The sequence below is a fragment of the Phenylobacterium sp. genome (assembly GCF_035944335.1).
Lineage (GTDB): Bacteria > Pseudomonadota > Alphaproteobacteria > Caulobacterales > Caulobacteraceae > Phenylobacterium.
Genome location: NZ_DASZBG010000052.1, coordinates 52264 through 77451, shown reverse-complemented (window position 1 = coordinate 77451; position 25188 = coordinate 52264). Strand labels below are relative to the sequence as shown.

Sequence of the window (25188 nt, the reverse complement as noted above, 5' to 3'; positions counted from 1 at the left end):
CCCCCAAGGGTCACCATAAGATGGGCTGACGGCGTAAGAAAATGCGGAGGGGTTTCGATGTCGAGGCGAAGGGTGCTGCGAGCGCTCGCGGGGATCGCGGTGGCGATCGGGCTGGGGCTGAGCGCCCGGCCGGCCGGCGCGCAGTTCGCCGCCGACTCGCCGCCGGCCCCCGACGGCCTGCGCGTGATCCTCTGCGGCACCTCGGGGCCCCTGCCCGTCCGCGACCGGTCCAAGGCCTGCGTGGCGATCCAGGCCGGCGACAAACTTTACCTCGTGGACGTCGGTCCGGAGGCGACCGAGAACCTGATCCTGTGGCGCGTGCCGCTGAACCAGGCCCGCGCCGTGTTCCTGACCCACCTGCACTCCGACCACATCGGCGAGGTGGGGGAATTCAACCTGCAGAGCTGGGTGGCTGGCCGGCCCGCCGCGCTGGCGCTCATCGGACCGGCGGGCACGGAGAAGGTCGCCGCGGGCTTCAACCTGGCCTACGGCCCGGACCACGGCTTCCGCAAGGCGCACCACGAGCACGATGGGTTCAAGTTCAACCTCGCCGCCGGCCTGCTGCGGCCGCGCGTGATCGCCATGCCGAAGCCGTCGGCCAGCGGGCTGCAGACGGCGACCGCGCTCCAGGACGGCGCCTTGACCGTCACCGCCATCCGCGTGCGGCACGAGCCCGTGGAGCCCGCCTTCGCCTATCGCTTCGACTACAAGGGCCGCTCGGTGGTGATCAGCGGCGACACCCGCAAATGGCCGCCGCTCGCCGAGGCCGCCAAGGGCGCCGACGTCCTGATCCACGAGGCGCAGAATGCCGAGATGACGCGCCAGTTCGCCCAGATGCTGAAGACCCTGGGCAACCCGCGGATGAGCTCGGTGATGACCGACACGCTCAGCTATCACACCACCCCCGTGGAGGCGGCTGACATCGCCCGCGCCGCAGGCGTGAAGCGGCTGGTGCTCACCCACCTCACCCAGTCCGGCCTGCCGATGTTCACGCCTGAGAAATTCACCCAGGGGATGGACGCCGGCGGACCGCTCGACTGGCGCCTCGGCAAGGACGGCATGACCATCGAGCTGCCGGCCGGGACCACAGACATCCGCTTCGGTCAGTTCTGAGCTGAAACAAAGCGTCGCACCGCCGCAATGAACTGGCCTAAGTCTGGCCGGCCTCTTTTGCGACCCAGAGGAACGGCTTCGCCCCCTCTACAGTTTAGGTCGCGGGGTTATGGTCAAGCTACGCGCGACGGAGGCGGAATGGACGTTACGGCCGGTGACCCACGGCGACGCCCCTATGCTCAGGCTTCCTCACGACGGCCCTGGATCATCCTTCTGGTCCTGCTGCTGCTCGCCGGGACCATCTGGGGCGCCTATGCGCTGACCCAGGCCTCCAAGACCGGCGGCCCCGGCGGCGGCTTCGGCCGGCGCGGCGGCCGGCCCCCGACGACGGTCGGCATGGCGAGCGCCGGGATCGCCGACGTGCCCGTGACGCTCGATGCGCTGGGCACCGTCACGCCCACCGCGACCATCACCGTGCGCCCGCAGGTCTCCGGCACCATCACCCAGGTGCTGTTCAAGGAGGGCCAGATGGTCCGCCGCGGCCAAGCGCTGGCGGTGATCGATCCGCGCCCGCTGCGCATGGCCCTGATGCAGGCCCAGGGCCAGCTGACCCGCGACGAGGCCCAGCTCGCCAACGCCCAGCTGACGCTGGGCCGCTACCGCACCCTGCTGGCCCAGGACTCCATCGCCCGCCAGGACGTGGACACCCAGGCCGCCACCGTGAAGCAGCTGCAAGGCGTGGTCACCTCCGACAAGGCCTCGCTCGGCACCGCCCAGCTCAACCTCGGCTATTCCCGCGTCACCGCCCCGGTGAGCGGCCGCGTCGGCCTGCGCGCCGTGGACGTCGGCAATGTGATCAGCGCCGGCGACGCCAACGGCCTCGTGGTGCTGACCGAGGTGGCCCCCATCGACGTGGAGTTCACCGTCCCGCAGGATCAGGCGCCGCAGATCATGCAGCGCGCCGCCCACGCCATCCTGCCGGTGGTCGCGCTCGACCGCACCCGCACCACCCCGCTGGCGCAAGGCGCCTTCTCGACGCTGGACAACCAGGTGGATCCGACGACCGGCACGGTGCGGGCCAAGGCGCGGTTCGCCAACACCGACGCGGCGCTGTTCCCCAATCAGTTCGTCAATGTGCGGGTGACGCTGGACACCTTGCAGAACGCCATCGTCGTACCGCTGACGGCGGTGCGCACCGGTCCCAACGGCGACTTCGTATGGGTCGTCAAACCTGACCAGACGGTCACCCAGCGGCCCGTGACGCGCGGCCAGAGCACCGCCACCCAGATGGTGATCCTGTCCGGCCTGCAGCCCTGCGAGCGTGTGGTCACCGAAGGCGGCGACCGGCTGACCGAGGGCGGCAAGATCCTGCTGCCCGGCCAGGGCGGCGGCGGGCGCGGCGGGCGTGGTCGTGGCGGCGGTGCGGCGGGGGGCCGTGGCGGAGCTCCGGCGGCCGGTGGTGCGGCGGGCGAGCAAGGCGGCGGCGCGGGCGGCTATGGCCAGCGCGGCGGCGGGCGCGGCGGCGCCGGCGGGCGTGGCGGCTTCGGCGGCGGCGCGGCGGGCCCCGGATTTATCGCCGGCCCCGGATGCCCCGGCGGTCCGCCGAAGGGCGCACCCTACCCCACCCCGGGCAGCCAGCCCGGGTTCGCGGCGCCCGGCGGCGCGGCCCAAGGTGGCCCAGCCCAGGGCGGCGCGGGCTTCACGCCGTCGCCGGAAATGCAGGCGGCGCGGACGGCCATGCGCCAGGCCTGCAGCGCCGACATGCAGAAGCTGTGTCCCGGTCAGGAGGGCCGCGAGGCGTTCATGTGCCTGCGCCAGAACGCCGCCAAGGCGGGCGCGGCCTGCCAGACGGCCATGGCCTCGGGGCGTCCCGGTGGCGGATCCCCGCCGGCCGCGGCGCCTTCCGCCGCACCTGGGCCGGCAGCGCGGGGCCGACCGGCTCCCGGCCCAGCCGCCGCGCAACCGGGCGCTGGCCAGGGCGGCTTCACGCCGTCTCCCGAGATGCAGGCGGCCCGCGAGGCCATGCGCCAGGCCTGCGCCGCCGACATGCAGCGACTCTGCGCCGGGCAGCAGGGACGTGAGGCCTTCATGTGCCTGCGTCAGAACGCCGACAAGGCGGGCGGGGCCTGCAAGGCCGCCATGGCCAAGATGCCCCGCCGCGGTCCCGGCGGCGGCCAAGGTGGCGGCGGACCCGGCTGATGGCCGGGCCTGGCGACGAGGAATTCGGGCCGCCCGGCGCGCCGCCGGCGGACGCCGCCGCGCCACCCGGCGGTGGGCCCTCGCGGCCGTTCATCCTGCGGCCGATCGCGACCTCGCTCCTGATGGTGGCCATCGTGCTGGCCGGCCTGGTGGGGCTGCGGCTGATGCCGCTGTCGGCCCTGCCCCAGGTCGACTACCCGACCATCCAGGTCCAGACGCTCTATCCGGGCGCCAGTCCCGACGTGATGGCCCAGACCGTCACCGCGCCGCTGGAACGCCAGTTCGGCCAGATGTCGGGCCTGTCGCGGATGAGCGCCGTCAGCTCCGCCGGCGCCTCGGTCATCACCTTGCAATTCGACCTGACGGTGAACCTCGACGTCGCCGAGCAGGAGGTGCAGGCGGCGATCAACGCCGGCGGCGCCTTGCTGCCCGCCGACCTGCCCGCCCCGCCGGTCTACGCCAAGGTCAATCCGGCCGACGCCCCGATCCTGACGCTGGCCGTCACCTCCGACACCGTGCCGCTCACCGAGGTGCAAAACCTCGTCAACACCCAACTCGCCCAGAAGATCAGCCAGGCGCCGGGCGTCGGCCTCGTCTCGCTGAGCGGCGGCCAGCGGCCGGCCGTGCGCATCCAGATCGACACCCAGGCCTTGGCGTCGCGCGGCATCGGCATGGACGCGGTGCGCACGGCGATCACCAACGCCAACGCCAATGCGGCCAAGGGATCTATCGACGGCCCGCTGCGCTCCTACGCCATCAACGCCAACGACCAGCTGGTCTCCGCGGCGGACTACGGAACCCTGGTGGTCGGCTACCGCAACGGCTCGCCGGTGCGCCTCTCCGACGTCAGCCAGGTGGTGGATTCGGCCGAGAACGTGCGCCTCGCGGCCTGGGCCAACATGACGCCGGCGATCATCGTCAACATCCAGCGCCAGCCGGGCGCGAACGTCATCCAGACGGTCAACGCCATCAAGACCCAGCTGCCGACGCTCACGGCGGGCCTGCCGCCGGCCGTCAAGGTGACGGTGCTCTCCGACCGCACCACCGGCATCCGCGCTTCGGTGCAGCACGTGGAGCTCGAACTGTTCCTGGCCGTCGCCCTGGTCGTGCTGGTGATCTTCCTGTTCCTGCACAGCCTGCGCGCCACGGCGATCGCCAGCCTGGCGGTGCCGGTCTCGCTGATCGGCACGCTCGGGGTGACCTACCTCTTGGGCTACAGCCTGAACAACCTGTCGCTGATGGCGCTCACCATCGCCACCGGCTTCGTGGTCGACGACGCCATCGTCATGCTGGAGAACATCTCCCGCCACGTGGAAGAGGGCGAGACGCCGTTCCAGGCGGCGCTGAACGGCGCCAAGCAGATCGGCTTCACCATCATCAGCCTGACCGTGTCGCTGATCGCGGTGCTGATCCCGCTGCTGTTCATGCAGGAGGTGGTCGGGCGCCTGTTCCGCGAGTTCGCGGTGACCTTGGCCATCACCATCCTGATTTCGGCGGTGGTCTCGCTGACGCTCACCCCGATGCTGGCCGCGCGCTGGCTGAAGCCCGGCGCCCAGACCGAAGGGGGCGCGATCGGCCGGCGATCCAAGACGGTCTTCGACAATCTGATCGAGCGCTACGACCGTGGGCTCACCTGGGTGCTCGACCGGCAGCGGGCGACGCTGATCGTGGCCGTGGCCACCCTGGTCCTCACGGTCCTGCTCTACCTCGTCATCCCCAAGGGCCTGTTCCCGACCCAGGACACCGGTCAGCTGCAGGGCCGCACCGAGGCCGCCCGCGACATCTCCTTCTCGCGCATGAGCCAGATGCAGCGCCAGGTGGTCGACGAGCTGCTCAAGGACCCCGCCGTGGACAGCATCAGCTCCCTGGTGGGCGTCGACGCCTCGACCAACGCCATGCTCAACACCGGCCAGATGCTGATCAACCTGAAGCCCAGCCACGGCTCGCAGGACAAGGTGATGCAGCGCCTGAAGGACGCCGCCGCCCGCGTCGCCGGCATGACCCTCTACCTGCAGCCCACCCAGGACCTGACCATCGACGCCGAGACCGGGCCGACCCAGTATCGCCTGTCGCTGGAGGGCTCGAATACCGCCGACGTGCAGGAGTGGGCGGGCCGCCTGGCCGCCAAGCTCGCCACCGTCAAACAGCTCGCCAACGTCTCCACCGACGCCCAGGCGACCTCGCCGGCGATCTTCATCGACGTGGACCGCGACACCGCCGCCCGGCTCGGCATCAGCACCTCGGCCGTGGACGACGCGCTCTATTCGTCGTTCGGCCAGCGCATCGTCTCGACGATCTTCACCGAGACCAACCAGTACCGGGTGATCCTCGAGGCCCAGGCCGGGCTCGCCACCACGCCGCAGGGCCTGGGCCAGCTGCAGATCGCCACCAGCGGCGGTCAGCCGACGCCGCTCTCGGCCATCGCCACCATCCGCGAACAGCCGGCGCCGCTACAGGTGACCCACGTGGCCCAGTTCCCGGCCGCCACCGTCGGCTTCGACACCGCCCCGGGCGTCTCGCTGGGCGCTGCGGTCAGCGCCATCCGCGGCGCCGTCAAGGATCTCGGCCTGCCGACCTCCGTATCGATGACCTTCCTCGGCGCGGCGGGGGCCTATGAGAACTCGCTCTCCAACGAGCTGTGGCTGATCCTGGCGGCTGTGGTCTGCGTCTACATCGTGCTGGGGGTGCTCTACGAGAGCTACATCCATCCGCTGACGATCCTGTCGACCCTGCCCTCGGCCGGCGTCGGCGCCCTGCTGGCGCTGATGATCACCGGCCATGACCTGGGCGTCATCGCCATCATCGGCATCGTCCTGCTGATCGGCATCGTGAAGAAGAACGCGATCATGATGATCGACTTCGCCATCGACGCCGAACGCGAGCAGGGCAAGAGCCCGCGCGAGGCGATCCACCAGGCCGCCCTGCTGCGCTTCCGTCCGATCCTGATGACCACCATGGCGGCCCTGTTCGCCGCCGTGCCGCTGATGATCGGCCTCGGCGAAGGCGCTGAGCTGCGCCGGCCGCTGGGCGTGGCCATCTTCGGCGGCCTGATCGTCAGCCAGCTGCTGACCGTCTTCACCACCCCGGTGATCTACCTGGCCTTCGATCGGCTGAAGCCGCGCAAGCGCCGCACTGGCGCCACCGCGGGCGAGCCGGATCCGGAGCCCGCGACGTGAACCTCTCGTCGCCCTTCATCCGGCGGCCGATCGCCACCATCCTCTTGACCATCGGCCTGGCCATGGCCGGGATCGCGGCCTTCTTCGTGCTGCCCGTCGCGCCCCTGCCCAACGTCGACTATCCGGCAATCTCGGTGAACGCCAACCTGGCTGGCGCGAGCCCGTCCAACATGGCCACCAGCGTCGCAACCCCGCTGGAGCGCAGGCTGGCCGTGATCTCCGGCGTCAACGAGATCACCTCCTCCAGCTCCACCGGCTCGTCACAGATCTCCCTGCAGTTCGACCTGTCGAAGGACATCGACGCGGCCGCCCGCGAGGTGCAGGCCGCGATCAACGCCGCCCGCGCCGACCTGCCGATCAACCTGCGCAGCAACCCGACCTATCGAAAGCGCAGCGCCGCCGCCCAGCCGGTGGTGATCCTGGCCCTGACCTCCAAGACCCGCACGCCCGGCCAGATCTACGACGCGGCGTCCAACATCCTGCAGCAGCGGCTCAGCCAGGTGCCGGGCGTGGGCGAGGTGGAGATCGGCGGCTCGTCCCTGCCCGCGGTGCGGGTCGAGCTCTTGCCCTATGCGCTCAACGCCTACGGTCTTTCCGGCGAGGACGTGCGCGCGGCGGTTCAGGCCGGCAGCGCCAACCGGCCCAAGGGCGCCGTCGACGACGGCGAGCGCCGCCTGCAGCTCTATACCAACACCCTGGGCCACACGGCCGCCGACTACCAGAACCTGCTGATCGCCTGGCGCAATGGCGCGCCGGTCCGCCTGCGCGATGTGGCCCAGGTCACCGACAGCGTGCAGGACCTGCGCACGCTCGGCCTGTTCAACAGCAAGCCGGCCATCGTCGTGCTGGTCACCCAGCAGGCGGGCGCCAACATCATCCGCGTCGTCGACAGCGTCCTGAAGGCGTTGCCGCAGCTACGCACCGAGCTGCCCTCCGACATCACCCTCGAGGTCGCCTCGGACGCCACCACCTCGATCCGCGCCTCCCTGCGCGAGATCGAGATCACCCTGCTGATCGCCATCGTCCTGGTGGTGCTGGTGGTGAGCGCCTTCCTGCGCAGCGCGCGGGCGACCGTGATCCCGGCGGTCGCCACCATCGTCTCGCTGACCGGCGCCCTGGGCGCCATGTACCTGCTGGGCTTCTCGCTCAACAACCTCAGCCTGATGGCGCTGACGGTGGCCACCGGCTTCGTCGTCGACGACGCCATCGTCGTGCTGGAGAACACCACCCGCCATCTCGAGGCGGGCATGGACCGCTTCCAGGCGGCGTTGCTGGGCGCCCGCGAGGTCGGCTTCACGGTGCTGTCGATCAGCGTCAGCCTGGTGGCGGTGTTCATCCCGCTGCTGTTCATGGGCGGCCAGGTGGGACGACTGTTCCGTGAGTTCGCCGTGACCCTGTCGGCCGCGGTGCTGATCTCGCTGGTCATCTCGCTGACGACGACGCCGATGATGTGCGCCTGGCTGCTGCGCCGGGAGGTCCGCACCCGCCAGCCGAACCGCGCCGCGCGCTGGCTGGAGGCCGGCTGGAGCCGGATGCTGAAGACCTACGAGGGCAGCCTCGACTGGGCGATCGGCAACAAGCTCCTGATCCTCTTGATCCTGTTCGCGGTGATCGGGCTCAACGTCTACCTCTACATGGCCGTGCCCAAGGGCTTCTTCCCGCAGCAGGAGAGCCGGCGGCTGAACGGCGGCATGCGCGCCGACCAGTCGATCTCGGCGACCGCCATGGGCGGCAAGCTGATGCAGATGCAGCGGATTATCGGACGCGATCCGGCGGTCCAGACGGTGGTCGGCTTCACCGGCGGCGGTCGGGCCGGCGGCGGCTTCCTGGCGGTCACCCTCAAGCCGCCATCGGAGCGGCCGGGCGTGAAGGGTCAGGACGTCATCGCGCGCCTGCGGCCGCAGCTCTCGCGGGTGACCGGCGTGGCGGTGTTTCTGAACCCGCAGCAGGACGTCCGCATGGGCGGTCGCGGCGGCAATGCCCTCTACCAATACACCCTGAAGGCCGACAACGACGCCGACCTGCGCAAGTGGACGGTCAGGCTCACCGACGCCCTCAAGCAGGACCCGACGCTCACAGACCTCGACAACGACGTGCAGGACAATGGCGTCGAAGCCTTCGTCAACGTCGACAAGGACACCGCCGCCCGCATGGGCGTCACGCCGCGCGACGTGGACAACGCGCTCTACGACAGCTTCGGCCAGCGGCAGATCTCGACCATCTACGAGGACGTCAACCAGTACAGCGTGGTGCTGGAGAACGGTCAGGCCTACGGCCAGGGGCCCGAGGCGCTGGCCAGCGTGCGCATCCCGGCCAAGACGCCGACCACGGTGACGAGGCGCGCCGCGACGCCCCTGACGACCCTCTACCGCGTCATCGCCGGCCGAACCGCCATCACCGACATCAGTCCCTCCATCGCCAACCCGTTCGGCGCGACGGCCACCCCGACCGGCGCCCCCAGCGGCGGCGGCGGCGGCGCCTTCAGCGTGACCCAGGGCCGGTCCGGGGCGACCGGCGCCGGCGAGGGCGCGGTCGCTGTCGCGCCGGCTCGCACCCCCGATGAGACCGCCCAGAGCGGCTCGGTGGCCGGCGGCAGCGCCGGCAGCGGCGCCTTCGGCCAGGCCGCGGCGGGCGCCGGATCCAGCGGCGGCGGTGGCGGCGGGAGCGCGGTGGCCGTCGGCGGCTCGCTTGTCCCGACGCTCAGCGGCGCATCCGGCGGCGGCGGCTCTCGCGCCACCACGACCTCGACGACCTCCAGCGCCGCCAGCACCGCACGCGCCAATCCCGGGCTGCGCGACAGCGCCACCGGCGCCGGCGTCAGCACCGCGGCCGCGCCGATGATCCCCCTGCCGGCGCTGGCCACCTTCAGCGAACGGGCAAGTCCGGCCAGCGTCAATCACCAGGACGCGGAGCTCGCGGCGACCATCTCGTTCAACCTGGCGCCCGGCAAGTCGCTGAGCGACGCCCAGGCTGCCTTCACCGCCGCCGAGTCCCAGATCGCCATGCCGACCAATGTGCGCGGCGGCTTCCAGGGCACGGCGCGCAGCTTCCAGGACCAGCTGAGCCAGGAGCCGGTGCTGGTGCTGGCGGCCCTGGTGGCGATCTACATCGTGCTGGGCGTGCTCTACGAGAGCCTGGTCCACCCGATCACCGTGCTCTCCACCCTGCCCTCGGCCGGCGTCGGCGCGGTGCTGGCCCTGCTGCTCTTCAAGATGGAGTTCTCGATCATCGCCCTGATCGGCGTCTTCCTCTTGATCGGCATCGTGAAGAAGAACGCAATCCTGATCATCGACTTCGCCCTGGAAGCCGAACGATCGCGCGGCCTCAGCGCCGTGGAAGCCGTCCGCGAAGCCTGCCTGCTGCGCTTCCGGCCGATCCTGATGACCACGCTCGCCGCGGGGCTCGGCGCCCTGCCCCTGGCCATCGGCTTCGGAGAGGGTTCGGAGCTGCGCCAGCCGCTGGGGGTCGCCATCATCGGCGGCCTGATCGCCAGCCAGCTCCTGACGCTGCTGACCACGCCCGTCGTCTACATCTACCTCGACCGCCTCCGCCCGCGCGGCAAGGACGAGCGGTTCCTGAGCCGGACAGGCGGGCCGTCGCCCGGCGCGCCCATTGGGCCCGCGCCGGCCCCAGCGCCGTCCATGGGTTGAAACACATGCGAAACCGCCTGATCCACGCCCTCGTCTCCAGCGCCGCCGCGGCCTCGCTCGCCGGCTGCATGGTCGGGCCCAACTACCATCGCCCCAGCCTGCCGTTGACGCCGGCCTTCAGGGAGCAGGGCTGGAACCCGGCCCAGCCCGGCGACCTCACGCCGCGCGGTGACTGGTGGACCCTGTTCAACGACCCGGCGCTGAGCGCGATCGAGAGCCGCGTCGTCGTCTCCAACCAGAACGTCGCCGCCGCCGAAGCCGCCTATCGCCAGGCCGAGGCCCTGGTGCGCGAGCAGCGCGCGGCGCTGTTCCCAACGGTCGATCTGACCGGCAGCGCCACCCGCTCCGGCTCGGGCAAGGGCTCCACCGGTACGGTCGTCACCGGCACCGGGGGAACGACCGTCGTCACCGGCGGCGGCGGTCGCACCACCAACAACTACCGCGCCAGCATCGGGGCGAGCTGGGAGCCGGACGTCTGGGGCCGCATCCGCCGCGGCATCGAGAGCGCGCGCGGCAATGCCCAGGCGAGCCAGGCTGACCTCGCCGCGGCCACCCTTTCGGCCCAGGGCTCGCTGGCTGTCGACTACTTCGACCTGCGCAGCGCCGACCAGCAGATCACGCTGCTCACCCAGGCGGTCGCCGGCTACCAGAAGAGCCTGCAGATCGCCCAGAACCGCTTCAACGCCGGCATCGCCCCGCACAGCGACGTGCTGCAGGCGCAGAGCCAGCTGGCCACCACCCAGGCCGACCTCACCGACCTCACGCGCACCCGCGCCATCTTCGAGCACGCCATCGCGGTGCTGGCCGGCCAGACCCCGGAGAGCTTCGCGATCCCGGCCGATCCCAACTGGGTCGCCGCCATCCCGCAGGTCCCGCCGGGTGTGCCCTCGACCCTGCTGCAGCGGCGTCCGGACATCGCTGCGGCCGAGCGGCGGGCGGCCTCGGCCAGCGCCCAGATCGGCGTCGCGACCGCGGCCTACTACCCCAGCCTGACGCTGACCGGCTCCTACGGCTTCGCCGCCACCGAGCTCGGCAAGCTGTTCAGCGCGTCCAACAGCGTCTGGTCGCTGGGGATTTCGGCGGCCGAGACCCTGTTCAACGGCGGCCTGACCCATGCCCAGGTCTCCGCGGCGCGGGCGTCCTACGATCAGGCTGTGGCGCGCTATCGCCAGGCCGTGCTCGCCGCCCTGCAGGACGTGGAGGACCAGCTCGCCGCCACCCGCGTCCTGGCCGAGGAATACACCTACCGCCAGACCGCCGCGACCGACGCCGACCTCGCCGCCACCATGGTGCTCAACCAGTACCGCGAGGGCCAGGTGGCCTACACCAATGTGGTCACCGCCCAGGTGAACGCGCTGAACACCCGCCGCACCCTCGTGCAGGCGGCCGCCACCCGGGAGACGACGGCGGTGGCGCTGATCCAGTCGCTGGGCGGCGGCTGGACCGCTCCGTTCTGAGGCGCGGCGCCGAAAAAAACGGCGGGGAGGTCGCCCTCCCCGCCGCTTGTACGAACGCTTTGGACGCGGCGGACCGCGCCCCTCCGGATTACCGGAACAGACCCAAAAGGACGCTGGTCGACTGGTTGGCGATCGACAGGGCCTGCACGCCGAGCTGTTGCTTGGTCTGCAGAGCCTGCAGGCTCGCACTTTCCTGGGCCAGGTTGGCGTCCACCAGGTTGCCGATGCCGGCGTTGAGACTGTCCTGCAGCTTGCCAACCAGGGAGATCTGGTTGTCGATAGCCTTGGAGTCCACGCCGAAGCCCGACAGGCCTTGGGTCACCGACTTGATGGCTGCATCGACCTCGGTCAGGGCGCTCTTGGCGTTGGCGCCGGTGCCGTCGGCCCAATTCCCCTTGCTCGTGACCTGATCGGCAGAGGCGGTCGTGGCCGGAGCCACGACCGTGCCTGCGACGACGGTTACCGAGGTGGTGAACAGGGCGGCGGCGTTCAGAGCGTTGTGCGCCGAGGTGATCTTGATCCCGCCGTCGGACGAGCCGATGGCCGAGATGTTCCCGGTGGAGGCGTCGACCAGGTTGACGCCGTTGAAGCCCGCGGACGCGATCACGTTCGCATAGCTCTGGGCGAGCTTGGCGAACTCGTTCTCGTACTGGGTCCGGGAAGGATCGTCGATGCCGGCATCAGACGCGGCCAGAGCCTTGGCGCGCATCTGGTTCAGGATGTCGGTCATCTGGCTGCCCGCCTGCAACGTCGTGTCGAGAACCGACTTGCCGTTGTTCAGCGAGTTCGTCACCGCGTCGAGCGAGACGGCTTGCGCCTTCTCGGTCTGCGCGATGGCCCAGATGGCCCCATTGTCCTTCGCGCTGGCGATCTTCAGGCCGGTATCAATCCGGTTCTGGACCTGCGCCAGCTCAGTCTGAGTCGCACTAAGGTTCTGCAGCGCGACCATGGCGGCTGCATTGGTGTTGATGGAGTTTGTAGCCATCTTGGATAGTCCTTCTTCTCAGGTCCGGACGTCTTTCTGACGTCGGGGGCAGTTGCCCGGTTGTGCGCGGCGCAAGTCGCGCGCCAGTTCGAAACGGCTGTTTTGGTTGGTCTTTCGCGAGCCCGCGGCAGAAGTTGCGCCGGCGCCTAGGCAAGCGCTGCAGCGGCCGCGGCAATTTCTACAGCGCCGCGGCCCGCGGCCTCTGGCGGCCGGTGGCGCCATCGCGTAATGCCGCTCATCGGCAAGGACGAGGCCCGGCATGGATACTTCCGCCCTCAACAGATTCGTGGGTGAGATCTGGCGAAACGAGATCACGCCTGAGCTGGTCGACTACATCCGCATCCCGGCCAAGTCGCCGCACTTCGATCCCGACTGGCAGGCGCACGGCCACATCGACGCCGCCGTCGGGCACATGGCCCGCTGGGCCAAGGCCAAGATCGCCGACCTGCCCGGCGCGACCCTGGAGGTGGTGCGCCTGGAGGGCCGCACGCCGGTGATCCTGATCGAGGCGCCCGGCGAGATCGACGACACCGTCCTGCTCTATGGCCACCTGGACAAGCAGCCGGAGATGAGCGGCTGGTCCGAAGGCCTCGGCCCCTGGGAGCCGGTGATCAGGGACGACAGGCTCTATGGCCGCGGCGGCGCCGACGACGGCTATGCGATCTACGCCTCGGTGACGGCGCTGCTCGCCCTTCAGCAGCAAGGCGTGAAGCGCGCCCGCTGCGTGGTGCTGATCGAAGCCTGCGAGGAGAGCGGCAGCTATGACCTGCCCTTTTACGTCGACCACCTGGCTGGCCGCATCGGGTCCCCGTCGCTGGTGATCTGCCTCGATAGCGGTTGCGCGAACTACGACCAGCTGTGGCTGACGACATCGCTGCGCGGCCTGGCCGGGGGCCAGCTGACCGTCGAGGTGCTGACCGAGGGCGTGCACTCCGGCGATGCGTCCGGCGTGGTTCCCGACAGCTTTCGCCTGGCCCGCGCCCTGGTCTCTCGCCTCGAGGACGAGAAGACCGGCGAGGTGCTGCTGCCCGAGCTGACCGCCCAGGTCCCCGCCGACCGCATCGCCCAGGCCAAGGTCGCCGCCGCCGCGCTCGGCGACGAGGTCTGGCGCAAATTCCCGTTCGCCGGCGGCACGCGCCCGACCGCGTCCGACGGCGTCGAGCTGGTGCTGAACCGCACCTGGCGCGCCCAGCTGGCCATCGTCGGCGCCGACGGCCTGCCCGCGCCGGAGAACGCCGGCAATGTCCTGCGGCCCCAGACCACCCTGAAGCTCAGCATGCGCCTGCCGCCGACCACCGACGCCGCCTTGGCCGCCGAGGCCATGACCCGCGCGCTCACGGAAGATCCGCCGCAGGGCGCGCAGGTCCGCTTCGAGGCCGAGCAGGCGGCCGGCGGCTGGAACGCCCCGCCGCTCGCGCCGTGGCTGGAGGCCTCGATCCAGCGGGCGTCGCAGGCGACCTTCGGGCGCGCGGCGGCGCTGATGGGCGAAGGCGGCTCGATCCCCTTCATCGGCATGCTGGGCGCCAAGTTCCCGGCTTCGCAGTTCCTGATCACCGGGGTGCTTGGGCCGCACTCCAACGCCCACGGCCCCAACGAATTCCTGCACCTGCCTACCGGCGCCAACGTCACCGCCTGCGCGGCGATCATCCTGGCGGACCACGGCGCGCGGAAGGGCTAGGCTCCGGCCCGAACCCTGGAGCTTTCGAAGTCTTGGAAACGGCGGCCGAACCCGACAAGCGCGCGCGGCTGGCCGCGGCCGAGCGGCTGGCGCCATGACCGCGATCACCCTGCTCTCGCCGCTGGCCGGCTGGGCCGCGCCGCTGGAGGAGACGCCGGACCCGGTGTTCGCGCAGCGGATGATGGGCGAAGGCCTGGCCATCGATCCCACCGGCGAGGCGCTGTTCGCGCCCTGCGCCGGGACCATCGTCAAGGTGCACGAAGCGCGGCACGCCGTGATCCTGCGCGCCGGGAACGGCGCCGAGATCCTGATGCATCTCGGCCTGGAGACCGTGGGCCTGGGCGGCGAAGGCTTCGTGGTGCATGTCACAGACGGCCAGAGCGTGGCCGCCGGCGACCGGCTGATCGGCTTCGACCTGGACCAACTGGCCCGCCGCGCGCCCAGCCTGCTGAGTCCGGTGCTGGTGACCAATTCCGAGGCGTTCGCGGTGCGGGTGCTGCGCACCGGCTGCGAGGTGGCGGTCGGCGACCCGATCCTGCAGGTGGTCGCGGTGGAGGCCGTTCAGGCCGCCGGCCCGCGCGCGACGGCCGCCCGAACCGCCTCGCGGAGCCTCCTCGTCACCCACCCGCACGGCCTGCACGCCCGGCCCGCCGCCAGGATCGCGGCGGAAGCCAAGCGCGCGGCCGGCGAGGTCGAGATCGCCCGCGGCGAGGCCCGCGCCGACGCCCGCAGTCCAGTGGCGATCATGACGCTCGGCGTCGCGCCCGGCGAGGAGATCACCGTCACCGCCAGCGGCGAGGACGCCGAGGCGGTGGTCGCCGCCATCGCCGTGGTCGTCGAGGCCATCAACGCCGCCCCGGCGCCAGATCCGCCACCGCCGATCCACACCCCGGCGCCCCGCAACGCCCCGGCCGGCGCGATCCGCGGCATCCGCGCAGCCCCCGGCCTGGCGATCGGCCCGGCCTGGAAGCGCACGGTCGCCGAGGCTCCGGTCAGCGAGCGCAGCGCCGGGCGCTCGCAGGAGGCCGCCGCGCTCGACGATGCGCTGGGCTCGGTGGCCTCACGGCTCTCAGCGCGCCGGCGCCAGCTCGCCGGCGACGCGGCCGAGATCATCGAGGCCCACCTGGCCCTGCTCGGCGATCCGCAGCTTCTGGAGCCCGCGCGGACCGCCATCGCGGCCGGCGCCAGCGCCGGCGTCGGTTGGCGCGAGGCCATTGGCGGACGCGTCGCGGCCTTGCGGGCCTCGCCCGATCCGCGCGTGGCCGAGCGGGCCCACGACCTCAAGGACCTCGAACAGCAGGTCCTGTGGGCGCTCAGCGGCCTTCAGCCGCAAGCCGCCGCGCCGCCGGCCGGGGCGATCCTGCTGGCCGACGACCTCCTGCCCAGCGACCTGGTCGGCCTGGACGGGGCGGGCCTGGGCGGCATCTGCACGGCGCGCGGCGGACCCACCTCCCACGTGGCCGTCCTCGCCGCCGCCATGGACATCCCCGCCCTCGTCGCCGCCGGGCCGGAGGTGCTGGCGGTGGCCGACGGGCTAACCCTGATCCTCGACGCGGACGCGGGCCTGCTCGACACGGCATGCGACGCGAAGCGCCTGCACGCCGCCCGCGTCGAATTGGCCGCCCGCGCCCAGCGCGGCGCCGAAGCCCTGGCCGCCGCCAGCGAGCCCGGCCGCACCGCCGACGGCGGCCGCATCGAGGTGTTCGCCAATGTCGGCGCGGTCGCCGACGCGGTCCTCGCCGCACGCAGCGGCGCCGAAGGCTGCGGCCTGCTGCGCACCGAGTTCCTGTTCCTCCATCGCGATACGCCGCCATCCGAGGACGAGCAGGTCCGGCAATACCAGGCGGTCGCCGAGGCGCTCGCCGGCCCCATCGTCATCCGCACGCTCGACGTCGGCGGCGACAAGCCCGCGCCCTATCTCGCCCTGCCGGCGGAGGAGAACCCGGCGCTTGGCGTGCGCGGCGTGCGCGTCAGCCTGCGTCAACCCGACCTGCTCAGCGCCCAGCTGCGGGCGATCCTGCGGGTCGAGCCTGCCGGCCGCTGCCGGATCATGGCGCCGATGGTGTCGAGCCTCTCGGAGCTGCGGGCCATGCGCAAGATCCTTGCCGCAGCCTGCGCCGACCTCGGCCGCGAGGCGCCGCCGCTGGGCGTGATGATCGAGACCCCGGCCGCCGCCGTCACCGCCGACCTGATCGCCGTCGAGGCCGACTTCCTGTCCATCGGCACCAACGACCTGGCGCAATACACTCTGGCCATGGACCGCGGGAACCCGGGCCTCGCCGCCGAGGTCGACGCCCTGCATCCCGCCGTGCTGCGGCTGATCCGCATGGCCGCGGCCGGCGCCGCGGCGCACGACCGGCCGGTCAGCGTCTGCGGCGGCCTCGCCTCCGACCCCGTCGCGGTCCCCATCCTCATCGGCCTCGGCGTCGGCGAGCTGTCGGTCGCCCCGGCGCGCATCCCGGCCATCAAGGCGCTGATCCGCACGCTCGACCTGCCGGCCTGCCGCGCCCTGGCCGCCCGGGCCTGCGACCGCGCGAGCGCCGCCGAGGTGCGCGCCCTTCAGCTCAAGCCCAGGGCCCGCCGGCGCGCGGCCAAAGGAGCCCCCGCATGATCCGCCTCCCCAGGCTGTCGCTGAGCGCGCTCCAGCCGCTCGGCCGGGCCCTGATGCTGCCGATCGCCGTGCTGCCGGCCGCCAGCCTGATGCTGCGGCTGGGCCAGCCGGACCTCGCCTTTCTGCCTGGCCTCGCCCTGGCCGGCCCCCTGCTCGGGGCGGCGGGCGATGCGATCTTCTCCAACCTCGGAATCCTGTTCGCCATCGGGGTCGCCGTCGGCCTGGCGCGCGGCGGCGACGGGGCGGCCGGGCTGGCCGGGGCGGTCTGCTTCCTGGTCGCCACGCAGGGCGCCCAGGCCCTGATCGCCGTGCCGCCGGACGCGGTGGCGGGCCTGGCCGGCAAGGGCAAGGACCTGGCCACGGCCGCCTTCAAGGCCGCAGCGCTCGCCAAGCTCGGCGTACCCATCGGCATCCTCTCGGGCCTGATCGGCGGCGGCGCCTTCAACCGCTTCGGGGCGATCAAACTGCCGGACTATCTGGCCTTCTTCGGCGGCCGCCGGTTCGCGCCGATCATCAGCGGCTTCGCGGGCCTGGCGCTGGCGCTGATCTTCGGCCTGGGCTGGGCCGGCGTGAACCAGGGCATGGACGCGTTCAGCCGCGCGATCCTCACCGCCGGTCCGGCGGGCCTGTTCCTCTACGGCGTCCTGAACCGGCTGCTGATCGTCACCGGCCTGCACCACATCCTCAACAACATCGCCTGGTTCATCCTCGGCGACTTCCACGGCGCGACGGGCGACCTCAAGCGCTTCTTCGCCGGCGACCCGAGCGCCGGCGCCTTCATGTCCGGCTTCTTCCCGGTGATGATGTTCGGCCTGCCGGCCGCGTGCCTGGCCATGTATCACGCGGCCCCGCCGGAGCGGCGCAAGGCGGTGGGCGGCATGCTGCTGTCGCTGGCCCTGACCGCGCTGCTGACCGGCGTCACCGAGCCCATCGAGTTCAGCTTCATGTTCCTGGCGCCGGCCCTCTACGGCCTGCACGCGGTGCTCACCGGGGTCTCCATGGTGGTCATGGACGCCCTGCACGTGCGGCTGGGCTTCGGCTTTTCGGCGGGCCTCTTCGACTATCTGCTGAACTTCCAGAAGGCGCAGCGGCCGCTGCTGCTGATCCCGGTCGGCGCCGTCTATTTCGCCATCTACTACGGCGTGTTCCGCGTGGTGATCGCCCGCTTCAACCTGATGACCCCGGGCCGCGAGCCGGAAATGCTCGCCACAGCCGCGGCCGGACCCATCGTTCCCCGCGCCGAAGGCTTCATCGCCGCGCTTGGCGGGGCTGGAAATCTCACTGCGGTCGAGGCCTGCACCACGCGGCTTCGCCTGCAGCTCATCGACCAGGCCCGCGTCGACGAGCCGGCGTTGAAGGCGCTCGGCAGCCGCGGCCTCGTGCGGCCGTCGCCGAAAGACCTGCAGGTCGTGCTCGGCCCGCACGCCGACGACGTCGCCCGCGAAATGCGCGACGCCCTGGCTCTCGCGCCGCAAGCTCGCGGCGGACCATCTCCGGCCGCGCCCCCGCCCGTCCAGGCCGCGGGACCGCCGGCCTCAGAGGTCCTGGCGGCTCTTGGCGGGGCGGCCAATGTGCTGGAGGTGGACGCAGCCTCCAGCCGGATCCGCGTCGTGCTGCGGCAGGCCGCCGGGCTCGACGAGGCAAAGCTCCGGGCGCTCGGAGTCCGCGCGCTGGCCCACACCGCGTCCGGCGCCATTCACCTGATCGTGGGCCCGGTTGCGGGATCGCTGGGCGCCGGACTGCGCACGATCATTGGCCGGGCCTAGGCGGGCGCCGGCCGAGCGCTCGCGAGGATTGTTGCGCCGCCGTCTGAAGTCGGCTGTTTTCCGCAACAAACAGACAAACTCCTGAGCCTATTGGGGACGAATGACCCCAGCCTCGTTCGCGTGCTTTCATCAAAGGACTGGCGGACCGGGCCTGAAGCGGCTACGGCCGCCGGCCACACGCTCACATTGCAGGTCTCTACGCGGATGAAGCGACACCATCTGCCTCTCATCCCTCTGCTCCTGTTGCTCGCCAGCTGCGGAGGCAAGACCCAGCAGCGGGGTCCCCAGACTCCGGAGGCCGGCTATGTGGTCGTCGCGAGCCAGAGCGTGCCCCTCGATATCGAGCTGGCCGGGCGCACGACGGCCTACGAGACCTCCGAGGTGCGGCCCCAGGTGAACGGCGTGATCCGCGCGCGGCGGTTCGTCGAAGGCTCGGTCGTCCGGCAGGGCCAGGCCCTCTACGAAATCGACCCGAGCCTCTACCAGGCCGCCGCCGCCCAGGCCCAGGCCAATGTCGCCAACGCCCAGGCAAGCTACGCCGCGGCGCAGGCCAAGGCCGCCCGCTACAAGCCGCTCGCCGACATCGAGGCGGTCAGCAAGCAGGACTACACCGACGCGCTCGCCGCCGCGAAACAGGCCGCCGCCCAGATCGCCCAGAACAAGGCCGCCCTGCAGACCGCCAACATCAACCTGCGCTACACCCGCGTGCCCGCCCCGATCGGTGGCCGGATCGGGCGCTCCATGGTGACCACCGGAGCGCTGGTCACCAGCGGCCAGGCCACGGCGCTGACCACCATCGAGCGCCTCGACCCGATGTTCGTCGACATCCAGCAGTCGAGCGCCGAGATCGTCGCCCTGCGTCGTGAGCTCTCCAGCGGCGGCGCCACGGCCGCCGCCGCCCCCGTGCAGCTGGTCCTGGAGGATGGCAGCCCCTACCCCCACCTCGGCCAGATCGAGTTCGCCGAGGCGATCGTCGACCCGAGCACCGGCTCGGTGACGCTGCGCGCCCGCTTCCCCAATCCCCAGGGGCTGCTGCTGCCCGGCATGTTCGTCCGCGCGCGCCTGTCCCAGGCGATCGCCCAGAACGCGATCCTCGTCCCGCAGCAGGCGGTCTCCCGCGACCCCCGCGGCAACGCCACGGTCTATGTCGTGGACCCCGACAACAAGGCGGCGCTGCGCGCCATCACGGCCGGTCGGACAGTGGGCGACAAGTGGCTGGTGACCAGCGGCCTGGCGGCCGGCGACCGGGTGATCACCGAGGGCCTCGACCGGGTCAAACCGGGCCAGGCGGTGCGGCCAGTGCCGGCAGGGTCTCCGGAGCGGCAGGGGCCGCCCGGCGGGGGCCGCGGCCGCGGCCGGCCGGGCAGCAGTCCGGCATGATCTCGAGGATCTTCATCGACCGGCCGATCTTTGCCTGGGTGATCGCCATCGTGATCATGCTGGCCGGCGCCTTCGGCATCCGCTCGCTCTCGGTCGAACAGTACCCGGACATCGCCCCGCCGCAGGTCAACATCCGCGCCAGCTATCCCGGCGCCTCGGCCGAGGTGCTGGAGACCAGCGTCTCGCAGATCATCGAGCAGCAGCTCACCGGCATCGACGGCCTGATCTACTTCCAGACCAACTCCAATTCCGCCGGCCAGGTCAACGTCACCTGCACCTTCCAGAAGGGCGCCAACCCCGACATCGCCCAGGTGCAGGTGCAGAACAAGGTGCAGCAGGCGCTCTCCCGCCTGCCGCAAGAGGTGCAGCAGCAAGGCCTGACCGTCGTCAAGTCAAACCCCGACTTCCTGATGGTGGTCGCGGTCTATGACGAGACCGACCGCAGCACCAGCGCCGACGTCTCGGACTATCTGGTCTCCAACCTGCAGGAGGCGATCGGGCGGATCCCGGGCGTCGGCGACACCAATGTGTTCGGCTCGCAGTACGCCATGCGCATCTGGCTCGATCCCTACAAGCTCTCCAGCTACAAGCTGATGCCGAGCGACGTGATCACGGCCATCCAGGCCCAGAACACCCAGGTCGCCGCCGGCCAGATCGGCGGCCAGCCGGCCCCCGACAGCCAGATGCTGAACGCGACGGTGACCGCGCGCTCGCGCCTGACCAGCCCGGAAGAGTTCCGCAAGATCATCGTCAAGACCCAGGCCGACGGATCGAAGGTCCTGCTGCAGGACGTGGGCCGCATCGAGCTCGGCAGCGAGAGCTATGCGCAGTTCAGCCGGCTGAACGCCCACTCCGGCGCCGGCATCGCGGTCTCGCTCACGCCCGGGGCCGACGCCCTGAAGACCGCCGCCCTGGTGCGCGCCGCGATCGACAGCCGCGTCAAGTCGATGCCCTACGGCTACAAGGTCGCCTATCCCAACGACGCCACCGCCTTCATCAAGCTGTCGGTGCGCGAGGTGGTGCAGACGCTCTTCGAGGCCGTCCTGCTGGTGGTGATCGTCATGTTCATCTTCCTGCAGAACTGGCGCGCGGTGCTGATTCCGGCCATCGCCGTGCCGGTCGTGCTGCTCGGCACCTTCGGCATCCTCGGCGCCGCCGGCTTCAGCATCAACGTGCTCACCCTGTTCGCCATGGTGCTGTCGATCGGCATGCTGGTCGACGACGCCATCGTCGTGGTCGAGAACGTCGAGCGGGTGATGTCGGAAGAGCCCGACCTGTCGCCGCGGGAAGCCACCATCAAGTCGATGGACCAGGTGCAGATGGCGCTGATCGCCATCGCCCTCGTCCTGTCGGCGGTGTTCCTGCCGATGGCCTTCTTCGGCGGCTCGGTGGGCGTGATCTATCGCCAGTTCTCGATCACCATCGTCTCCACCATGGCGCTTTCTGTGCTCGTCGCGCTGGTGCTGTCGCCGGCGATCGCCGCCAACCTCCTGAAGCGGCCCAGCGAGGCGCACCACGACGGCAGCTGGCTGGACCGCCACCTCGGCCGGTTCGGGGAACGCTTCAACCGCTGGTTCTTCGCCAACGCCGACCGCTACCGCGACGCGGTGGGCAAGGTCATCGACAACCTGGTCCCGGCCCTCGTCGTCTACGGCGCCGTCGTGCTTGTGCTGGTGGTCATTTTCATTCGCCTGCCCACCAGCTTCCTGCCGCAGGAAGACCAGGGCGCGCTCCAATTGCAGTTCACCCTCCCGCCGGGCGCCACCCAGGGCCGAACCATGGCCGTGGCCAAGGAGATCGAGCACTACTTCCTCGTCGAGGAGAAGGACAACGTCGGGGCCATGTTCACCGTGCTCGGCGGCAACAACGCCGGGTCGGGCCAGAATGCAGGCCGGGGCTTCCTCAACCTGCAGCCCTGGGACCACCGCAAGGGATCGGACAACGCCGCCCAGGCGATCGCCGCGCGCGCCATGCAGCACCTGGGCCACATGCGCGACGCCCAATTCTTCGCGCTCAACCCACCGCCGGTGCGGGGCCTTGGCCAGTCGAGCGGCTTCACCATGGAGCTGGAGAATACCGGAGGCCTCAGCCACGACGAACTTGCCGCGCGGCTCAACCAGGTGCTCGCCGCCGCCCGGCAGGACCCCGTCCTCAGTGGCGTGCGGGAAAACTCGCTGAAGGACACGCCCACCCTCAAGGTCGACATCGACCCGGAGAAGGTCGGCGCATTGGGGCTCTCCCAATCGCAGGTCGACTCGACCCTGACCGCGGCCTGGGGTGGCCAGTACGTGGGCGACTTCGTCGATCGAGGTCGGGTGAAGCGGGTCTTTGTGCAGGGCGACGCGGCCTACCGCAGCCGGCCGGAAGACCTCGGCGACTGGTTCGTCCGCTCGGCCAGCGGCGACATGGCCCCGTTCTCGTCCTTCGCCCGGACCAGCTGGAGCCAGGCGCCCACCACGCTCAGCCGCTTCAACGGCCTGCCGTCCTATGAAATCCAGGGCGACGCAGCGGAAGGCAAAAGCACCGGCGAGGCCATGCAGCACATGACCGACATCGTCGCCAGGCTGCCCGGCGTCTCGGCGGCTTGGAGCGGGCTGTCGTATCAGGAGCGCCTCTCGGGCGGCCAGGCGCCCATGCTCTATGCCGTGTCGCTGATCGTGATCTTCCTGTGCCTGGCGGCCCTCTACGAGAGCTGGTCGGTGCCGCTGTCGGTCATCGTGGTGATCCCGCTGGGGCTGGTCGGGGCGGCGCTGGCGGTCTGGCTGCGCGGCCTTTCCAACGACGTCTATTTCCAGGTGGGGCTGCTGACCACCATGGGCCTGTCGGCCAAGAACGCGATCCTGATCGTCGAATTCGCCGAGGCGGCGGTGAAGCGCGGGCGCGGCACGGTCGAGGCCGCCCTCGAAGGCGCGCGCCTGAGGCTGCGCCCGATCATCATGACCAGCCTGTCGTTCATGTCCGGCGTGTTCCCGCTCGCCATCGCCACGGGGGCGGGCGCCAAGAGCCGCCTGGCCATCGGCACCGCGGTGATCGGCGGCATGCTGACGGCGACCCTGCTGGCCATCTTCTTCGTGCCCATGTTCTTCGTCCTGGTGCGCAAGCTGTTCCACCGCGGCGACCGCAAGGCCGAGGGGCCGTCGCCCGGGAACGGGCAGGAGGCGCCGGCGTGAGGCGCACGCTCCTCCCCCTGGTCGCGGCCGCGGCGCTGGCCGGCTGCACGCTGGAGCCGCACTATGTGCGCCCGGCGCCGGCCGTCCCTGTGAGCTGGCCGGTCGGGGCGGCCTATTCCGCGCCGACCCCGCAGGCCGGTCCCTCGCTGACCTATCGCGAGGTGTTCCGCGATCCGCACCTGCAGGCCGTGATCGACCGCGCCCTCGTCAACAACCAGAACCTGCGCCTCGCCATGGCCAATATCCAGATCGCCCGGGCCCAGTACCGCGTGCAGCGCTCGGAACTGTTCCCGCAGATCAGCGCCAACGGCACGGCCGCCGAAAGCCGCAGCCCGGTGACCACGGTGGGCCCCAACGGCGTCCCGGCCACCCGCCGCGAGACCGTGCACAGCTATGGCGCCGATATCGGCCTGACGTCCTTCGAGATCGACCTGTTCGGCCGGCTGCGCAGCCTGGGCCGCGCGGCCCAGGAGCGGTACCTCGCGACGGAATCGGCGGCCCGCGCCGCGCGCCTGGTGCTGGTCGGCGAGGTGGCCGACGCCTATCTCGCCTACGCCGCCGACAGCAGCGACATGTCCATCGCCCGCGACACGGAGGCGAGCGCCCAGCGCACCGTCGAGCTGACCCAGGCGCGCCTCAGCGGCGGCGTCGCCCCGCGCAGCGACCTCAGCCTGGCCCAGACCCTGCTGCAGCAGGCGCGCTCCGACGTCGCCTCGCTGACCACCCAGGTGGCGCAGGACCGCAACGCCCTGCAACTGCTGGAAGGCGCACCCGTGCCTGACGCCGACCTGCCCGCCTCCATCGAGACCGTCGACGGACTGCTTGGCGAGGTCCCGGCGGGGCTGGATTCGCGCATTCTCCTGCAGCGCCCCGACGTGCTCCAGGCCGAAGACCAGCTGCGCGCCGCCAATGCCCAGATCGGCGCGGCGCGGGCGGCCTTCTTCCCGACCATCAGCCTGACCGGCCTGGCGGGGTTCGCCAGCCCCGCGCTCGGCTCGCTGTTCTCGGGCGGCAATTTCCACTGGCAGGGGCAGGGCGGCGTCTCGCTGCCGATCTTCACCGGCGGCGCCAATCTCGGGAACCTCGCCTTGGCCCGGGGCCAGCGGAACGCCGCCGTCGCCCAGTACCAGCTCGCCATCCAGACAGCCTTCCGGGAGGTCGCCGATGCGCTGGCCCGGCGCGGCACCATCGACGAGCAGATGTCGGCGCAGCAGGGCCTGCTGGCCGCCGCCACCACCTCCTACAACCTGTCGCTCGCCCGCTACCGCGAGGGGATCGACCCCTACCTCAACGCCCTCGACACCCAGCGCACCCTCTACAGCGCGCGGCGCAGCCTCACGGCCACGCGGTTGATCCGGGCGCAGAACCTCGTGGCGCTCTACCGGTCGATCGGCGGCGATCCGCTCATTCGGACGCTGCCGCCGGCTCAGAACCGGTAGTTGAACCGCAGGCCCACGTCGTCGAGGCCCGGGTTCTGTTTCCCGGCCAGCCGCGCATGGCTCATGTGCACCAGCGAGGCTTCCACCGACATCTTCGGACTGAACTGCCAGCCGGCGCCGAGTTCGAGCTCCGCCAGCACCCGGGAGCCCAGATTCAGCTCGTTGCCGACCTGGAACTTGCCGACCGTGCCGTTGTGAACGCCGACGCCGATCCCCGGCCGCAGGTAGAACTGGTCGCCGAAGCGCCAGGAGAAGCCGGCCGCGGCATAGTTCAGGCCGCCTGAGGTATTGGCCGCGCCGAAGCCGTAGGCGCTGGGCCGGCCGATGATCGACAGGCCGTCGAGCGGCGAGGTCCGGTAGCCGGCGGAGAGCTCGGCCCCATGCTCGAAGCCGCCGATGGCGAAGATATGCACGTCGTGATCGTAGGCCCCGACGAAGACCTCGCCCGCCGAGGCGGCTCCGGCGATGAGGCTCAGGCCGGCGGCAAGGCACAGGATGGTTGATCGCATTTGGGCGTTTCCTCCAAGGCTGCAACGCGCCGGCGACCGCCAAGCTCCGCCCAAGCCCGCCAGCATAGGCCCAAAGTCCAGGTCGTGGGTTAAGTCACGGCGTTCGCAGCTTTCT

At 71.1% G+C, this 25188-nt stretch carries 13 protein-coding genes; 11 read left to right on the top strand and 2 right to left on the bottom strand.

The genetic code is table 11. From position 1 onward, the window contains the following. Positions 1–57: 57 nt before the first annotated feature. From VGT80_RS09685 to VGT80_RS09665, 5 genes are all read left to right on the top strand, one after another. Complete coding sequence (locus tag VGT80_RS09685; RefSeq protein WP_327455205.1) at positions 58–1113, top strand: MBL fold metallo-hydrolase; 1056 nt, start codon at positions 58–60, stop codon at positions 1111–1113. A 138-nt stretch (positions 1114–1251) separates the two neighbouring features. Then, complete coding sequence (locus tag VGT80_RS09680) at positions 1252–3252, top strand: MdtA/MuxA family multidrug efflux RND transporter periplasmic adaptor subunit (RefSeq protein WP_327455203.1); 2001 nt, start codon at positions 1252–1254, stop codon at positions 3250–3252. Then, positions 3252–6428 (top strand): efflux RND transporter permease subunit, encoded by a 3177-nt coding sequence (locus tag VGT80_RS09675; protein WP_327455201.1) that lies wholly within the window; start codon positions 3252–3254, stop codon positions 6426–6428. Before VGT80_RS09680 ends, VGT80_RS09675 begins: the two co-directional genes overlap by 1 nt. Continuing rightward, positions 6425–10078 (top strand): efflux RND transporter permease subunit, encoded by a 3654-nt coding sequence (locus VGT80_RS09670; RefSeq protein WP_327455199.1) that lies wholly within the window; start codon positions 6425–6427, stop codon positions 10076–10078. The genes VGT80_RS09675 and VGT80_RS09670 overlap by 4 nt, the downstream gene beginning before the upstream one ends. A 5-nt stretch (positions 10079–10083) precedes the next feature. Beyond that, entirely contained in the window at positions 10084–11535 is a 1452-nt protein-coding gene (locus VGT80_RS09665; RefSeq protein WP_327455197.1) for an efflux transporter outer membrane subunit, read from the top strand. Positions 11536–11623: 88 nt separating this feature from the next. Here the strand turns inward: VGT80_RS09665 and VGT80_RS09660 are convergent, their stop codons facing one another. Then, complete coding sequence (locus tag VGT80_RS09660; protein WP_327455195.1) at positions 11624–12520, bottom strand: flagellin; 897 nt, start codon at positions 12518–12520, stop codon at positions 11624–11626. Positions 12521–12779: 259 nt separating this feature from the next. On the opposite strand from VGT80_RS09660, the gene VGT80_RS09655 reads away from it, so the two are divergent. The 6 genes from VGT80_RS09655 to VGT80_RS09630 all read left to right on the top strand — a co-directional run bounded on the left by VGT80_RS09655 (position 12780) and on the right by VGT80_RS09630 (position 24564). Continuing rightward, the gene (locus tag VGT80_RS09655; RefSeq protein ID WP_327455193.1) at positions 12780–14198 is read left to right on the top strand and encodes a M20 family metallopeptidase; all 1419 of its coding nucleotides are present in this window, start codon (positions 12780–12782) and stop codon (positions 14196–14198) included. 94 nt (positions 14199–14292) lie between these two features. After that, positions 14293–16809 carry a phosphoenolpyruvate--protein phosphotransferase gene (ptsP, locus tag VGT80_RS09650; protein ID WP_327455191.1) on the top strand — a complete coding sequence of 839 codons (2517 nt, stop codon included), beginning with the start codon at positions 14293–14295 and terminating at the stop codon, positions 16807–16809. Further along, positions 16806–18575 (top strand): N-acetylglucosamine-specific PTS transporter subunit IIBC, encoded by a 1770-nt coding sequence (gene nagE / locus VGT80_RS09645; RefSeq protein ID WP_327455189.1) that lies wholly within the window; start codon positions 16806–16808, stop codon positions 18573–18575. The genes ptsP and nagE overlap by 4 nt, the downstream gene beginning before the upstream one ends. A 204-nt stretch (positions 18576–18779) precedes the next feature. Then, complete coding sequence (locus VGT80_RS09640) at positions 18780–19955, top strand: efflux RND transporter periplasmic adaptor subunit (RefSeq protein ID WP_327455187.1); 1176 nt, start codon at positions 18780–18782, stop codon at positions 19953–19955. Then, on the top strand, positions 19952–23125 hold the full coding sequence (locus VGT80_RS09635) for an efflux RND transporter permease subunit (RefSeq protein ID WP_327455185.1): 3174 nt from the start codon (positions 19952–19954) through the stop codon (positions 23123–23125). Before VGT80_RS09640 ends, VGT80_RS09635 begins: the two co-directional genes overlap by 4 nt. Further along, on the top strand, positions 23122–24564 hold the full coding sequence (locus VGT80_RS09630; protein WP_327455183.1) for an efflux transporter outer membrane subunit: 1443 nt from the start codon (positions 23122–23124) through the stop codon (positions 24562–24564). Before VGT80_RS09635 ends, VGT80_RS09630 begins: the two co-directional genes overlap by 4 nt. Here VGT80_RS09630 and VGT80_RS09625 read toward each other — a convergent pair. Continuing rightward, positions 24552–25073, bottom strand: a complete 522-nt coding sequence (locus VGT80_RS09625) for an acyloxyacyl hydrolase (protein ID WP_327455181.1) — start codon at positions 25071–25073, stop codon at positions 24552–24554. The two genes, VGT80_RS09630 and VGT80_RS09625, sit on opposite strands and share 13 nt — an antisense overlap. Positions 25074–25188 lie beyond the last annotated feature (115 nt).